Genomic DNA, 14668 nt, shown 5'->3' on the forward strand with positions numbered 1-14668 from the left:
GCCTAGTAGATATCTGATCAAGCGCTGAGCAGCTTGCCGCTGCGAATCGGTGTAGCCCCGGAAACGCGGCCCAATGGGTCGCCCGGCTTCACAAAACGCACATCACGGCGCATGTACAGCACACCGGTGTTGTGACTATTGACCGTGACGGTCTTGCCGCTATGGGGGTCGACGATATCGAACAGCGCCTGCCCTGCTTCGATCCGGCTACCCACCGCCGCACGGTGCACCAGCACCCCGGCACTCGGTGCGTAGAACTGCTCGCTGCCCGCCAGCGGCGTGGCCGGGCTACGCAGCGCCGGCAAAGGACACGGGGTGCCATCGATGGCGCCGAGGTAGGTCAGGTAATCGATGATTGCAGTGGCGTCGTGTTCCGCCAGTTCGTAGGTCACATCACGCTGGCCACGGTGCTCGACCGTCACCGCGATGCTGCTGTCCGGGATCGGGAAACGCGCACCAAAACGCTCGCGCAGGTTGACCCACAGCAGGTACAGCGCTTCATCGAAGGAATTGGCCTGGGAATCAGTCGCCAGCAAGGTCGCTTCAGCACCAATGTAACGGGCCAGCGGCTCGATGGTCGGCCACACCGATTCGCCGGTATACAGATGCATTGCCGCTTCGCGGGAGCAATGCAGGTCGAGGACGATGTCGGCATCGTGGGCCAGCAGCATCAGAGTCTGCTGCAGCGACTGGTATTCATCCATCGGCTGGGCGGCGCGCAGGCATTCACCCCAGGCCTGGCGGATCAGCGTGCGGTTGACGTCGATGTCCTGGCCGAGCCGGTGCTCGATTTTCTCGGCAATGGCCTGGTAAGGCACCGGGAATCCACGGTTATAGTTGCGCCCGCTGCCCAGTTCAAAGCGGCCACTGGGCGCGCCCAGGATGTATTGGCCCAGGCCGGCCGGGTTGGCCACGGCCACCAGTACGATCTGCGCGTTGAGGCGGTCGGCATTCTCCAACGCCGTCAGTTGCTGGCGCAGGTGCGTAGCCACCAGCATCGCCGGGGTTTCATCGGCATGCAGCGCCGCCTGGATATAGATTTTCCGACCGGCACCCACTGCACCGTAATGCTCACTTTCCACGTGCCGGTGGGTGCCTTGTGTCGCTTGCAGCAAGGGATGCTGATTAAGTTTCATAACGCAGAAGTCTCGATATTCGAGTGACAGAACTTGGGAAAATACTAACGAGACCGGGTGATCGCCTGTAAGGGCGGCCGGGGCTATCTTGATCTGCAAAACCGATCAGCCCAGGCCGCCCCGCCCGTGGTTACCAGAGCGCCAGGGTGTAGCCCAGCAGCACGCGGTTTTCGTTGACGTCGTTGTAGAAGTTGCCCTTGGCCAGGGCGTTGCGCCAGCGCATCGACACGCCCTTGAACGGGCCGGTCTGCACCACATAGCTGATGTCCAGGTCGCGCTCCCATTCACGGCCTTCGCCGTTGAAGCCGATCACCTCAGCCGAATCCCCTTTGGCGTATTTGATGCCGAACAACAGGCCCGGCAGGCCCAGGTCGGCGAAGTTGTAGTCGTAGCGCGCATGCCAGGCGCGCTCCTTGGTCTGGGTGAAGTTGGTGAACTGGTACTCGGTAAACAAGTAACTGATGGAGCCATCCAGGTAGGTGAACGGCGTGGTGCCGTACTGCTGCTGGAAGCCGCCGCCGATGCTGTGGCCGCCGTACTGGTAGGTCAGGCGTGTACTCAAGGCACGGTTGTCGACGTTACCGGCCAGGCCCGCACCGTCCTTGTCGGCCTTGAAGTAGCGCACGTCGGTCTTCAGATTGCCCGGCCCCAGGCCGAAGCTGTTCTTGAAGCCGCCGTATTGCTGGTGGTAGATGCTGTCCAGCTCGGCATAGTGGTAACTGAGCAAAGTGTTGGGCGTCAGCGAGTAATCACCGCCGGCGAAACGGAACTGGTCACTCAGGGCCGTGCTTTTGTAGACCTTGCTGATGGTGGTCAGCTTCATGTCTTCGTAATTGGTGGAGTCGCGGTCCTTGGCCTGGTCCAGTTGGCCGAGGCTGATCTTCAGGTTGCTGATGTCGTTGGACACCAGTTGCGTACCGCTGAAGGATTGCGGGAACAGGCGGCTGGTGTTGGGTTGCAGGGTCGGCAGGTCCGGCACCAGGTAGCCCATGCGCACTTCGCTCTTGGCGAAGCGGGCCTTGGCGGTCACGCCGAGTTTGGAATAGCTGTCGGAAGCGCGTTTGTCGCTGTCGCGCTGCAGCAAGCCTGTGCCGGATTTGTCCGGGCTGGAGTCGAGTTTCACGCCAAGCATGCCCATGGCATCCAGGCCAAAGCCCACGGTGCCATCGGTAAAACCCGACTTGATCCCCAGCAGAAAACCCTGGGCCCATTCGGCGCGCACCGACTGGCTAGCCTCTTCACGGTAGTCACGGTTGAAGTAGTAGTTCTTCAATTCCAGCGTGCCGCTGCTGTCCTTGATGAAGTCGGCATGGGCGGCGAACGGGATCATCCCGCTGCTCACGACGCCAACGCCGGTGATGAGTTGAGTCAGGGATTTTTTCATTTTTTTAAGCTCCTGGCAGTGTCATGGTTGGGTTTTTTTTATTGTTCTTCGGACATGGCTTCGCCGTTCGCGCAAATCCGGGATTTGCGCGGCGGGTGACGTCAGTCCTGGGCTACAGCGCTAGCGGTACGGGGCCTTGGCGGATGCGGTAGCCACCGTTTTCAAGTTTCTCCAAAGGGCTGGCGGCGGCCAGCAACTTGCGGGTGTAAGGGTGTTGCGGGCGGTCGAAAATTTCATCGCGGGCGCCCATTTCCACCACCCTGCCCTCGCTCATTACCGCGACCCGGTGGGCAATGCGCTCCACCGCCGCCAGGTCGTGGGAGATGAACAGGCAGGCAAAGCCGTATTGCGCCTGCAGGCGTTCGAACAGTTCCAGAATCTGCTTCTGGATGGTCATGTCCAACGCCGAGATCGGCTCGTCGGCGATCACCAACCGTGGGTGACGCACCAGTGCGCGGCCAATAGCGACACGCTGGCGCTGACCACCGGACAACTGGTGCGGGAAGCGTTCGACAAACTGCTCGGCCAAACCGATGTCCAGCAAGGTCTTGGTGACCCGTTCACGCTTCTGCTCGGCACTCATGCCAGGCACGTGACGCAACGGTTCAGCGAGGATGTCGCCGATCTTCATGCGCGGGTCGAGGGACGAGTACGGATCCTGGAAAATCATCTGGCATTGCAGTCGATGTTCGCGGTTGCCCGACTTCAGGATGTCCACGCCCTCAAACTCGATGGCACCGGCACAGGCTTTATTCAGGCCGACAATGGCGCGGCCCAGGGTGGTCTTGCCCGAACCACTGCCGCCCACCAGCGCCAGGGTTTCCCCCGGTGCGATGGAGAGGTTGGCCGAGTGCACCACGCGTTTGAACGCGGTGCGGCCCCACAGGCTGCGCGGGCCGGGGTGTTCGATGCACACGTCCTTGACCGTGAGCAACGGGCCGTCGGCCTGGGGCAAGGCCGCCAGTACCCCGCGACGCGGCAATGCCTCCAGCAACTGCCGGGTGTACTCGGCCTTGGGTGCCAGCAGGATCTGTTCAATGGTGCCCTGCTCCACTGCGCGGCCTTCACGCATTACCACCACCTTGTGGGCGTAGCGCGCCACCAGGGACAGGTCATGGCTGATGAACAGAATCGCCGTGCCCTGCTCGCGGGTGAGGTCGAGCATCAGCTTCAACACGTCCAGCTGCGCCAGGCAATCCAGCGCGGTGGTGGGTTCATCGGCAATCAGCAGCGCCGGGCGCAGCAGCATCACCGACGCAAGCATGATGCGTTGGCGCATGCCGCCGGAGAACTCGTGGGGGAACGCCGTCAGGCAACGCTCGGCGTCCTTGATGCCGATATGGCCGAGCATCTCCAGGCTGCGTTCGCGGATCTGCTCATCCGTCAGTTTGGTGTGCAGGCGCAGGCCCTCGGCCATTTGCTCGCCGATGCTCATGGACGGGTTCAGCGACACCATCGGTTCCTGGAACACCATGCCGATCTTGGCCCCGCGCAGCTCGCGCAATTGCTCGGGCTTGAGGCTGTTGAGGTCATGGCCTTGGAAGCGGACCTGACCGCCACAGTGTTCCAGCGGCGGCGGCAACAGGCCGATGGCGGCGCGGGCGGCCATGGTCTTGCCGCTGCCGGACTCCCCCACCAAGGCGACAATTTCGCCGGGGGCGATGGTGAAGCTCAGGTCATTGACCGCCAGCGGGCCGTGAGTGCCGATGCGGATTTTCAAGTGATCGACGGCCAAAAGTACGTCAGGCATGCTCATTTACTCATCCGTGGATCAAGGCGGTCACGCAAGGCGTCGCCACACAGGTTGAACGCCAACAACGCCATGGCGATGCAGACACCGGGAAACAACCCCAGCCAACTGGCCGTGGCGATATACGGCCGGCTGGCCGCAAGCATGTTGCCCCAGGTGGCTGCCGGTGGCGGTACGCCCAAGCCGAGGAAGCTCAGCGAGCTTTCCGCGAGAATCGCCCAGCCGAACATGCTGGTAGCCAGCACACACACCGGCGCCACACAATTCGGCGCGATGTGGCGCAGCATGGTGTACAGCTCAGAGTTGCCGATCACCCGCGACGCTTCGACAAACTCCTTCTCCCGCAGCGACAGCACCGTACCGCGCACCACGCGCACCACCGACGGCGTGTACGCCAGGCTCAGGGCGAACACGATGCCATATAGGCTCGGGCCGATAATCGCCATCAACCCCAGCGCCAACAGGATCCCAGGGAACGCCAGCAACGCGTCGTTGATCATCATCAAGCCACGGTCGACCCAGCCGCGCAGGAAACCGGCCAGCAAGCCCAGAAAGGTGCCGGCGATAATCGCCATGCTCACCGTCAGCACACTCACCCACAGGCTGGTGTGCGCGCCGATCATCAGGCGGCTCAACACATCGCGGCCATATTCATCAGTGCCCAACCAGTGCGCGGCGGTCGGCGCCTGCAAGCGCGCCAGCAAGTTCAGCGCCAGCGGGTCGTGGGGCGTCCACACCAGGCCGAGCGCGGCCATGATCAATAGCAAGCCCAACAGGAACGCACCGATCAGCGCGTTCAACGGCGGCACGCGCCAGGCCCTGGGGGCACGCACCGGCGCAGGCAACATCACCTCGGGTGCAACAGGCAGTGGCTTATTCATAACTTAACCCTGGGGTCGAAGAGCGGGTACAGCAGGTCCACCAACAGGTTGACCAGCACATAGACAAAGGTCACGAGCAGCAGGCAGCCCTGCAGCACCGGGTAATCCCGGGCGTAGATGGCGTCGACCATCAGGCGGCCGATGCCCGGCAGGGTGAACACGGTTTCCAGCACGGCGATGCCGCTGAGCAGGTTGCCGAGGATCAGGCCGATCAGGGTCAGCGTCGGTGCAAACGAGTTGCGCAGCGCATGGCGCCACAGCACCGCACGCTCCGACAAGCCTTTGGCCCGCGCATGGGTGATGTATTCCAGGCGTAGCACTTCGATCGCACTGGCCCGCGCCATCCGAGTGATCGCACCCAGCTCCACCAACGTCAGGGTGACAATCGGCAGCACGATGAAACTCAAGGCCTGCCACGGCGATTGGCCGAACGACACGTAACCCACCACCGGCAACCAGCCGAGCTTGATGCCGAAGGCATACAGCAACAGCAAGCCGAGCCAGAAGCTGGGGATCGACAGCAACAGCGTCGCCGTCGACACCACGCCGAAGTCCAGCGCACTGTCCTGCTTCCACGCCGACAGCAAACCCGCCGGCACTGCAATCAAGGCCGCCAACAACACCGACACCAAGACAATCCCGGCACTCATCTGGAACCGATCCAGGATCAGCGGCAACACCGCCTCATTGGTGGTGATCGAATGCCCGAGGTCACCGCTGAGCACCGCCTTGAGCCAGATCACAAACTGCACCGGCAACGGCTGGTCCAGCCCCAGGGACGATCGCGCCACTTCCAGGCTGTGGGCGTCGGCCATGTCGCCAAGCATCAGCAACGCGGGATCACCCGGCACCAGGCGGATGATCGCGAACACCATCAGCGAGATCAGCAGCAAAGTGGGCACCGACATCGCCAGGCGTTGGGAGATAAAACGGAACATCCTCAATTACTCCCGGCGGCGGGGACGCTGACAGTCCACAGGCGCGGCTTGGACACCGGCCAGGTGCGCAGGCCCTTGACGTAATCTCGGCTGGCGGCAATCGCGTTGCCGTTGTACATCGGGATCATCGGCACATCCTTGATCATCTGCTGGTGCAGTTGATCGAACAGCGCCTGGCGCTTGCTGATGTCGCCTTCGCGCTGGGCTTCACGCAGCCACTCGCGGGCCTGAGGGTTGTCCCAGACCTTGCGCGACTCCTTGTCCTTGTCGCCAGTCATTGAATCGAAGCTCAGGGCCGGGTCGAGGCGTTCGGAGTACGGGAACGCCATCATCTGGTAGTTGCCGCTCTGGTAGCGCTCAAGCTGCGTGCCCCACTCCAGGGTTTCCAGTTCCAGGTTGATGCCGCTGGCCTTGGCCATGGCCTGCACGAACACGCCCATGTCGAAGATCGCCGCATAGCGTTTGTTGACGATCAGCTTGATTGGTTCGCCTTTGTAGCCGGCTTCGCGCAGCAGTTGCGCAGTCTTGGCCGGGTCGAAGGTGAAGCCCTGGTCTTCGACGGCAGTGTGGTAATGGCTGCCGCTGGCGACCATCGAGTTGTTGGCCTTGGAGCGGCCACCGGTCAAAGCTTCGACAATTTGCGCCGAATCCAGGGCATGGGCGATGGCCTGGCGCAAACGTACATCTTTTAGCAGCGGATCGCGGGTCTGGAACAGCAATGCATTGACTGACATGGTGCCGCTGGAGGTCACACGCACACCGGAATGGGCGGCCAGTTCTGTCGCGTCCAGCGGGGTGACATCAATCAGCAGGTCGACGTTTTTCGACAACAACGCGGCTTTGGCGGCGGCCGGGTCCGGGATCACCAGCAGGCGCACGCGGTCCAGGCTGGTGGACTTGTTGCCGGTGTAGCCGTCCGGCTCTTTTTCGTCGCGAGGGGTGTAGTTGGGGTTGCGCAGCAGCTCGACGTATTGGCCAGGCTTCCACTCGCCCAGTTGGAACGGGCCGGTGCCGACCGGGGTCTTCCAGCTGCCGTCGGCGTTGAGCGAGTCTGCAGACAGGATGCCGCTGCCGCCACATTCAGGCAACGCGGTGCTGGTCAGGAACAGGCCATTGGGCTTGTCGAGGGTGAAGACCACGGTGAGGGGGTCCTGGGCGCTGATGTCGACGATCTTCGCACCGCCATGCCCATCGAATTCAGGGGCGCAGCGCCATTGGGTCTTGGGGTCGAGGAAGCGCTTCCAGGTCCATAGCACGTCAGCGGAGGTCAATGCCTTGCCATTCTGGAACTTCACCCCGTCGCGCAGGTGAAAGGTATAGCGCAGGCCGTCATCGGACACCTGCACGTCCTTGGCCAGCAGCGGGCCGACGGTAGCATCTTCGCGGAAGGCTACCAGCCCTTCGGTGATGTGCATGATCACGGCGTCGGAGTTGGTGTCACGGTTCACACCCGGATCGGTGCTGCGGATGTCAGCGTTGAGCGCCACCTTCAATACACTTTCAGCGTGAGCAGTGCCCACCAGCGCCGCAGACAAGGCGCCCGCCAGGATAAGAGTCTTGTTCATGGATAACTGCACCTTAAATGTTCCTTACGCATGGGGTTCGGACGCTGGCAGGACCCAAAAAGAGGCACGGCCGAACACCTGGAGAGTTGTTGTTGTTTTAGTCGCCTTCACGGTTGGCGAATGTTCCTGGACCGATCTTATTCTTCACGCGGCAAGCTTGAGAAGAACGCTCCACGTGATCAGGCTCGGCTTTTCCGATCACCTGCCGAGCCTGTCCTCACTTGCCTCCAGCCTACCGAAAAACCAGGGTCTGGAGCCGTTTGCATGCGTTCAAAAATAATGAACCTGATCGGCTAAACCGATCTGTGCGCACCTGGAGCCATCAGATAAGCTGGCGGGCATTCAATGGTTTAAATGCTGAAACCTGAGGCAGTCCTTAATGACTCTCACCCATCTTCGCGCATTCTGTGCCGTGGTCGAAAAAGGCAGCTTCCGCTCTGCCGCACGCCAATTGGACGTGGCGCAAAGCACCCTGACCCAGTCAATCCAGACCCTGGAAAAGGAACTGGGCGTGGTGCTGCTGCAACGCTCGAACCAAGGCATTAACCTGACGTCGGCTGGCGAAGTCTTCCTCGTGCGCGCGCGCTCCATCACCCTCGACTGCGAACGCGCCCTGCTCGACCTGCAACCCTGGAAAGGCGAGCCCGAAGGCCATATCGACCTGGGTGTGACATCCGAACCCCTGGCCGAACTGCTGGTGCCGGTGCTGAGCAACTTCACCCAGCGCTTCCCGCGCATCCAGGTGCACGTGGCCAGCGGCACCACCAAGGGCCTGGTGGAAAAAGTCCGCGATGGCCGCCTGGATTTCGTGCTGTGTCCATTGGCGCCGAACGTTACCGACATCGACCTGTCCATCGACCGCCTCTACAGCTCCAGCGCCGGCATCATTGCGCGCAAAGGCCACCCGTTGGCCCAGGCCAAGTCGGTGCAGGAACTGGTGGACTGCCAATGGATCAGCGTGCGCTCCACCGGCGTGATCGGCGGCGCTGAAAACCGTCTGGTCCAACTGTTCCGCACCCAGGGCCTGGCACCGCCAAAGATCGCCATCACCACCGACTCGCTGCTGGAAACTCTGCACATCGTCTCGGAAACCGATTACCTGACCATCGAGCCACGCATGCTGCCGGGGATGAAGCTGTTCTCCAGCGCACTCACCACCATCGCCATCGAAGAACCCCTGGCACCCCGTGATGTGTGCCTGATCAGCCGTCGTTCCGCGCCCCTCACCGGGGTCAGCCAGGAACTCACCAGCATGCTGATTTCCTACTCCCGGCTGGTGCACCGCAGCCGTTGATCCACCCTTTTGCCGAGCGTTTCCATGCCCCTGACTTCCTATGACGGTTTGCCCCGCGCCAGCGCTAGCAGTGTTGGTGTTGACCCCGACCGCCTGATCGCATTTCTCGACGAGGTCAAGGCTGCCGGCCTCGACCTGCATGGTTTCATGCTGCACCGCCACGGCCATGTCGTCGCCGAAGGCTGGACCTGGCCGGTCGACCCCAACGAACCCCGCGTGCTGCACTCCATGGCCAAGAGTTTCACCGGATGCGCCATCGGCCTGGCCATCGAAGAAGGCTTGCTCAAACTGGACGATCCCCTGGTCATCTTCTTCCCCGACCAAGTGCCTACCGACGCCGACCCGCGCCTGGCCGACATGACCGTCGAACACCTGCTGACCATGCGCACCGGGCACGCCAGCAATACGTCCGGCTCTGTATGGCGCGGCATCAGCACCAGCTGGATCGCGGAATTCTTCAAAATCCCTTTGGCCTACGCGCCCGGCACCGAATACGTCTACACCAGCGCGGCCAGCTACATGCTCTCGGCGCTGATCAATCGCGTTGCCGGGCAGACCTTGCACGACTACCTCAAGCCGCGCCTGTTCATCCCCTTGGATATTCATAACGAAACCTGGGACATCGGCCCGGACGGCGTGAACCCCGGCGGCAATGGCCTCACCGCACCGGTGTCGGCTGCGCTGAAACTGGCAGTGCTGCACGCCCAGGACGGCTTGTGGAATGGACAACAAGTATTGCCGGCCGCCTGGGTCCGCGCCGCCACCCAACCCCAAGGCGGGCCGGACAGCCGTTACGGCTACCACTGGATGATGAAGCCCAGCGGGGCCTTCAGTGCGCTGGGGGTGTTTGTGCAGATGGCCGCGGTGTACCGCGAGTACGGCGCAACGCTGGTATTGGTGGGTGGGATAAAAAACTCGGCGGCGATCCTGCCGCTTGTCGAAGCGCATTTCCCGGCGGCATTCACCAGCGGCGGCAGCCCTGGCGCAGATGCACGCCTGGAACAGCGGCTGACGAGCATGGCTGAGCGACCTTCGCTAGTGTCTTTATGTGCTGCACCAGCGAATGTGAAGCGCGTGTTTGGAATGGCCGACAACGGCTTGGGCGTGCGCCAGTTGTCGTTTGAGTTTGCAGGCGATGTCTTGACCTTTGAACTCAGCGACAGTCAAGCCACCCATTCGTTGAAGGTGGGCGTTGATCACTGGCTCAGCGGCCTGACCAGCATGCCCGGCCGGGCGTTGCATCACGGTTATGAATTCAACGGCGCGCAGATCGTTGCCGGTGCGCGCTGGCTGGACGCCAGGACGCTGGAAATGACCTGGATCTACCCTCAAACGGCATTCAGGGACCAGGTGGTGTGTGTGTTCGACGGGGATGGCGTGAGCTTTGCGCGCACAGTTAACGTCAACAGTGCGGAGCGCGAGCAGGCAGTGTTGATCGGCAGATCGCGCTAAGCGATCTTCCGCTCGCCACAGGGAGGCTTAAGCACCCGGCTGCAGTAACAACGCCACCAGCGCACTCCATCCCGTCTGATGCGACGCGCCCAGCCCGCGTCCCGTTTCCCCGTGGAAATACTCGTGGAACAACACCAAATCACGGCTGGCCGGGTCGGCTTCCAACTGGACGTATCCCGCCATCGACGGCCGTGAGCCATTTTCATCCCGCAGAAAGAGACGCGTCAGGCGCTGACTGAGGCTGTCAGCCACTTCCTCCAAGGAGGACAGGTAACCACTGCCGCTCGGATACTCCACCGAGAAGTTGTCCGCGTAATAGCGGTGAAACTCCCGCAACGATTCGATCAGCATGTAGTTCACCGGCATCCACAGCGGCCCGCGCCAGTTGGAGTTGCCGCCATACAACCGCGAGTCGGATTCGCCGGGCTGGTAACTCGCACTCAGGGAATTGCCGTTCATTTTCAACGCCAGCGGTTGTTCGGCAAACGCCTTGGACAGGGAGCGCACGCCAAAGGCCGACAAAAACTCTTCGTCATCCAACATGCGCCGCAACAGGTCCTTGGTGCGTTCGCCGCGCAGAAGCGCCAGCAGCAGGCGATTGCCCTGCCCCGGCTCGTTCCAGCGCGAGACCAGTTTGGCCAGGTCGGGCCGGTGCTTCATGAAGCCCAGCAAACGCTCGCGCAACCCTTCCAGGCCTTCATGCTCGCGCTGCTCCAGCACCAGCACGGCAAACAGCGGCATTAGCCCGACGATCGAACGCAGGCGCACCGGTTCGTTCTGGCCATCGGGGCGATGCAGCACATCGTAGAAGAACAGGTCCTGCTCGTCCCACAGGCCTTCCGCGCTGTCATCGATGCGGTTGATGGCGCCGGCGATATACAGGAAGTGCTCGAAGAACTTTACGGCGATGTCGACATACACCCCGTTGCGCTTGGCCAGTTCCAGCGCGATGCGCATCAAGTCCAGCGCATAGGCCGCGACCCACGCCGTGCCGTCGGCCTGATCCAACTGGTAACCCGGTGGCAACGCGGCCGAGCGGTCGAACAAGGCGATATTGTCCAGCCCTAGGAAGCCGCCTTGGAACAGGTTGCGCCCTTCGGCGTCCTTACGATTGACCCACCAAGAGAAATTCAGCAGCAGCTTGTGGAATATCCGCTCCAGGAAATCCATATCGCCTACGCCAGTCAGCGCCTTGTCCTGCTGGTAGACCCGCCAACTGGCCCAGGCATGCACCGGCGGGTTGGCGTCGTCGAAGCGCCATTCGTAAGCCGGCAACTGGCCGTTGGGGTGCATGAAGCGGTCTTTCACCAGCAGCAACAGTTGCTGCTTGGCATAGCCCGGATCGATCAGCGCAATGGCCACTGCCTGGAAGCCTTGGTCCCACGAGGCATACCACGGGTATTCCCAGGTATCGGGCATGGAAAGGATGTCGAAATTCGACAGGTGCCGCCAATGGGTATTGCGGATATGCAGGCGCTCGGGCGGCGGCGCAGGTTGTGCCGGGTCGCCGTCGAGCCATTGGTTCACGTCGAAATAGTAGAGCTGCTTGGACCACAGCAGCCCGGCCAGGGCCTGACGCTGCACATTACGCGCGTCCTCATTGGCAATGCCGTGTTGCAAGGCGGCGTAGAAGTCATCGGCCTCCTGGCGGCGTTGTTCGAACAGCTTGCGGGCGTTGACAGGCGGTGCGTCGAGCGGGGCAAAACGCAAATAGAGGGTTTTGCTTTCCAGGCCTGCCAGATCGAGGATGAAGCGTGCGGCGACTTTCGTGCCGCAGTCACGGCGAACCGCCGATTGCTCACCGCCGACCACGTAATCATTGATCCCATCCTTGAACGGCCCCGGTGCCGGCTGCCCATCCAACCGGGGGACATTGGTTTCGTTCTCGCAGAATAACCACTCCACCCCGTCCTGGCCCCAGGCATTGAGATGGCGATCCGCCAACTCATGATGACGCGCCAGCACCTGCTCCCCGTCCCGCGTCAACTGTGGCTTGGGCGCGTCGAAGGTCCAGCTCCAGTCATTGCGCGCCCACAGCTGGGGCAACACCTGCAAACGCGTTGGCTGGTCCGAACGATTGTGCAGGGTGACGCGCATGAAAATGTCGTCAGGCTGATGCTTGGCATATTCGACGCTGACATCGCAGTAGCGGTTGTCTTCGAACACGCCGGTATCGAGGATCTCGTACTCGGCATCTGCCAGGCCACGCCGGGCGTTTTCGCTGATCAGATCGGCGTAGGGAAAGGCGGCGTGGGGGTATTTGTAGAGCATGCGCATGTAGGCATGGCTCGGTACGCCGTCGACGAAAAAGTACAATTCCTTGACGTCTTCACCGTGGTTTCCTTCGGCGTTGTTGAGACCAAACAGGCGCTCCTTGAGGATCGCGTCACGTTCGTTCCACAGGGCCAGGCCCAAGCACCAGCGTTGGGACTTGTCGCTGAAACCGGCTAAACCATCCTCGCCCCAGCGATAGGCGCGGCTGCGTGCGTGTTCATGGGGGAAGTAGGTCCAGGCGTCACCATCGGCGCTGTAGTCTTCGCGCACTGTGCCCCATTGGCGTTCACTTAAATAAGGGCCCCACTCGCGCCAGCACTCGGCATCCGGCTGCGCCAGGCGTTGGCCTTCGAGGGTTACAAGTATTCGGTTGTCGGGTGTGGCCGTCATCGGGTCGTCCATCGCCTACCAAGTGAGAGGCAGTGTAGAGCCCAATGACGCCCGGGTGCACATGAAGACTTAGAAGATCGCGTAGGTGTAGTTGAAGATCAGGCGGGTCTGGTCCTGGTCGGCGGTGCCGGTGTTCTTGCCGTGATAGGTGCCGGTACGGAAAGTCGTACCAAAACCTTTCAGAGGACCGGCCTGCACAACGTAGTCCAGGCGGAAGTCGGCTTCGTTTTCTTTCTGGTCAGGGCCACCGGCTACCTTCGACTTGATGTCCCGGCCATCCAGGTAAGCCACGGACGCCTTCAGACCCGGCACGTAGGCCTTGAAGTCATAAGAGTACTGACCAAAGTTGACCTGCTCGCCCGCGCGGGAGAACTGGCCGACCACGGCGTCGGTGAACAGGTAGAAGTCACTGCCGCCAGCGCCTTGTGCGTGCGGATCGGCCAGGCTGCCCTGGTTCACCCACACAAAACCGCCGTCGTCACCCACGCCAATGTGGCCGAGCATCAAGCTGCTGCCGCCCAACTGATAGGTGAAGGCCGCACTGTAGGTTTTGTTGTCCACTTCGTTGGCGTGCTTGGCGTAGCCGCCGTTGTTGTTGAACTGGTAGCCGCTCTCGCCGTTCTTGCCGTCGCTGCTGCTGTCGAAGTAGCGCAGGTCGGTCTTGAACGACTGGTCATTGCCCAGCGGCAATACGTGGACCAAGCCGAAGTAGTTCTGTTTGTAGAAGTCCTGCAACTGGGCATAGTAGTACTGCAACGTCAGGTTTTTCGCGATGACGTTGTCGGAAGAGCCAAACGGCTTGTAGTCAACCCCACCGAACTTGAAGCTGTCACTGTCGCGAGTCCCACCGGCCACGCTCAAGCCCGTAGAGTTGCTGGAGGCACGGCCTTCAGCGCGGTTCAGTTCACCGCCGGTGAAGGTGACGTTGGGGATGTCGTTGGAGGTCAGGATGCCGCCGTCAAAGGTCTGCGGCGCCACGCGGCTGTCATTGGACACCAGGATCGGCAAGACCGGCGCCAAGCCACCACCCACATGCAACTCGGTCTGGGAAATGCGGAACTTCACGTTGCCCGCCGCGCGCCCAAAGGAGTCGGCAGGTTCAGTGCCGTTGTTCTTGGTCGGAAAGAAGCTGTTGCCGTTGCCCGACAGGCCCGCGCCCGCCGTGTGGCCATCGCCACCGTCCAGACGCAGCGCGCCGAAGGCCATGACGTCAAACCCCAGGCCGACGGTGCCTTGGGTGAAGCCGGATTTGTAGTCAAAACGCAGCGCGGTTGCAGTTTCGCGCAAGTCGTTGTTGGTCCCCGAGCGGTTATCCGCGCTGTAGTACATGGTCCGCGAGCTGATGGCCGCGTGACTGTCTTCAAGGAAACCGCTGTGACCGTTGCCCGTGCCCAGCGAACCGAGCCCGAAATCATCAGCGAATGCCTGTTGTGCAAGAACGGCGGCGGTGATCGACAACGCCAGTGTAGAAATTTTCATTAACGACAGCCCCTAAACATTTTTTTATGTGTCTGGTGTGCATAACGGCGTTTTCATCCTTGCAAACGTGACGATTCTTTCATGCCGACCGGGGCGGACTCCGTGAAGAATTAGTTAGGAAAACC

Annotated in this window: 11 protein-coding genes; 3 read left to right on the forward strand and 8 right to left on the reverse strand. The window is 61.7% G+C overall.

Annotation, left to right across the window (positions count from 1 at the left end; all coding sequences use genetic code 11):
* Window positions 1–17 precede the first annotated feature (17 nt).
* From U367_RS0108525 to U367_RS0108550, 6 genes are all read right to left on the reverse strand, one after another.
* Complete coding sequence (locus U367_RS0108525; RefSeq protein ID WP_028616568.1) at window positions 18–1136, reverse strand: succinylglutamate desuccinylase/aspartoacylase family protein; 1119 nt, start codon at window positions 1134–1136, stop codon at window positions 18–20.
* 130 nt (window positions 1137–1266) lie between these two features.
* On the reverse strand, window positions 1267–2520 hold the full coding sequence (locus U367_RS0108530) for an OprD family porin (protein ID WP_032864160.1): 1254 nt from the start codon (window positions 2518–2520) through the stop codon (window positions 1267–1269).
* 112 nt (window positions 2521–2632) lie between these two features.
* Window positions 2633–4276, reverse strand: a complete 1644-nt coding sequence (locus U367_RS0108535; RefSeq protein ID WP_028616570.1) for an ABC transporter ATP-binding protein — start codon at window positions 4274–4276, stop codon at window positions 2633–2635.
* The gene (locus U367_RS0108540; protein WP_028616571.1) at window positions 4273–5151 is read right to left on the reverse strand and encodes an ABC transporter permease; all 879 of its coding nucleotides are present in this window, start codon (window positions 5149–5151) and stop codon (window positions 4273–4275) included. The genes U367_RS0108535 and U367_RS0108540 overlap by 4 nt, the downstream gene beginning before the upstream one ends.
* Window positions 5148–6089, reverse strand: a complete 942-nt coding sequence (locus tag U367_RS0108545) for an ABC transporter permease (protein WP_028616572.1) — start codon at window positions 6087–6089, stop codon at window positions 5148–5150. Before U367_RS0108545 ends, U367_RS0108540 begins: the two co-directional genes overlap by 4 nt.
* 2 nt (window positions 6090–6091) lie before the next feature.
* The gene (locus tag U367_RS0108550) at window positions 6092–7654 is read right to left on the reverse strand and encodes an ABC transporter substrate-binding protein (protein WP_028616573.1); all 1563 of its coding nucleotides are present in this window, start codon (window positions 7652–7654) and stop codon (window positions 6092–6094) included.
* Between U367_RS0108550 and U367_RS1000000131550 the strand changes: the two genes are divergently transcribed.
* The 3 genes from U367_RS1000000131550 to U367_RS0108560 all read left to right on the forward strand — a co-directional run bounded on the left by U367_RS1000000131550 (window position 7653) and on the right by U367_RS0108560 (window position 10400).
* Window positions 7653–7934, forward strand: coding sequence for a hypothetical protein (locus U367_RS1000000131550; protein ID WP_134743041.1), 282 nt, complete (start codon window positions 7653–7655; stop codon window positions 7932–7934). The genes U367_RS0108550 and U367_RS1000000131550 overlap by 2 nt on opposite strands.
* 99 nt (window positions 7935–8033) lie before the next feature.
* Complete coding sequence (locus tag U367_RS0108555) at window positions 8034–8948, forward strand: LysR substrate-binding domain-containing protein (protein ID WP_028616574.1); 915 nt, start codon at window positions 8034–8036, stop codon at window positions 8946–8948.
* A gap of 24 nt (window positions 8949–8972) precedes the next feature.
* Window positions 8973–10400, forward strand: coding sequence for a serine hydrolase domain-containing protein (locus U367_RS0108560; protein ID WP_028616575.1), 1428 nt, complete (start codon window positions 8973–8975; stop codon window positions 10398–10400).
* Window positions 10401–10427: 27 nt separating this feature from the next.
* Here the strand turns inward: U367_RS0108560 and U367_RS0108565 are convergent, their stop codons facing one another.
* Entirely contained in the window at window positions 10428–13064 is a 2637-nt protein-coding gene (locus tag U367_RS0108565) for an MGH1-like glycoside hydrolase domain-containing protein (protein ID WP_028616576.1), read from the reverse strand.
* Window positions 13065–13133: 69 nt separating this feature from the next.
* The gene (locus tag U367_RS0108570; protein WP_028616577.1) at window positions 13134–14543 is read right to left on the reverse strand and encodes an OprD family outer membrane porin; all 1410 of its coding nucleotides are present in this window, start codon (window positions 14541–14543) and stop codon (window positions 13134–13136) included.
* Window positions 14544–14668 lie beyond the last annotated feature (125 nt).

This window comes from Pseudomonas canadensis (genome assembly GCF_000503215.1).
GTDB classification, from domain to species: Bacteria; Pseudomonadota; Gammaproteobacteria; order Pseudomonadales; family Pseudomonadaceae; genus Aquipseudomonas; species Aquipseudomonas canadensis.

Excerpts from the sequence above, each read along its gene's own strand:
- U367_RS0108540 (WP_028616571.1), bottom strand. The coding sequence starts at position 5,151 with ATGAATAAGCCACTGCCTGTTGCACCCGAGGTGATGTTGCCTGCGCCG.
- U367_RS0108570 (WP_028616577.1), bottom strand. The coding sequence starts at position 14,543 with ATGAAAATTTCTACACTGGCGTTGTCGATCACCGCCGCCGTTCTTGCA.
- U367_RS0108545 (WP_028616572.1), bottom strand. The coding sequence starts at position 6,089 with ATGTTCCGTTTTATCTCCCAACGCCTGGCGATGTCGGTGCCCACTTTG.
- U367_RS0108555 (WP_028616574.1), top strand. The coding sequence starts at position 8,034 with ATGACTCTCACCCATCTTCGCGCATTCTGTGCCGTGGTCGAAAAAGGC.
- U367_RS0108535 (WP_028616570.1), bottom strand. The coding sequence starts at position 4,276 with ATGAGCATGCCTGACGTACTTTTGGCCGTCGATCACTTGAAAATCCGC.
- U367_RS1000000131550 (WP_134743041.1), top strand. The coding sequence starts at position 7,653 with ATGGATAACTGCACCTTAAATGTTCCTTACGCATGGGGTTCGGACGCT.
- U367_RS0108560 (WP_028616575.1), top strand. The coding sequence starts at position 8,973 with ATGCCCCTGACTTCCTATGACGGTTTGCCCCGCGCCAGCGCTAGCAGT.
- U367_RS0108530 (WP_032864160.1), bottom strand. The coding sequence starts at position 2,520 with ATGAAAAAATCCCTGACTCAACTCATCACCGGCGTTGGCGTCGTGAGC.
- U367_RS0108565 (WP_028616576.1), bottom strand. The coding sequence starts at position 13,064 with ATGACGGCCACACCCGACAACCGAATACTTGTAACCCTCGAAGGCCAA.
- U367_RS0108550 (WP_028616573.1), bottom strand. The coding sequence starts at position 7,654 with ATGAACAAGACTCTTATCCTGGCGGGCGCCTTGTCTGCGGCGCTGGTG.
- U367_RS0108525 (WP_028616568.1), bottom strand. The coding sequence starts at position 1,136 with ATGAAACTTAATCAGCATCCCTTGCTGCAAGCGACACAAGGCACCCAC.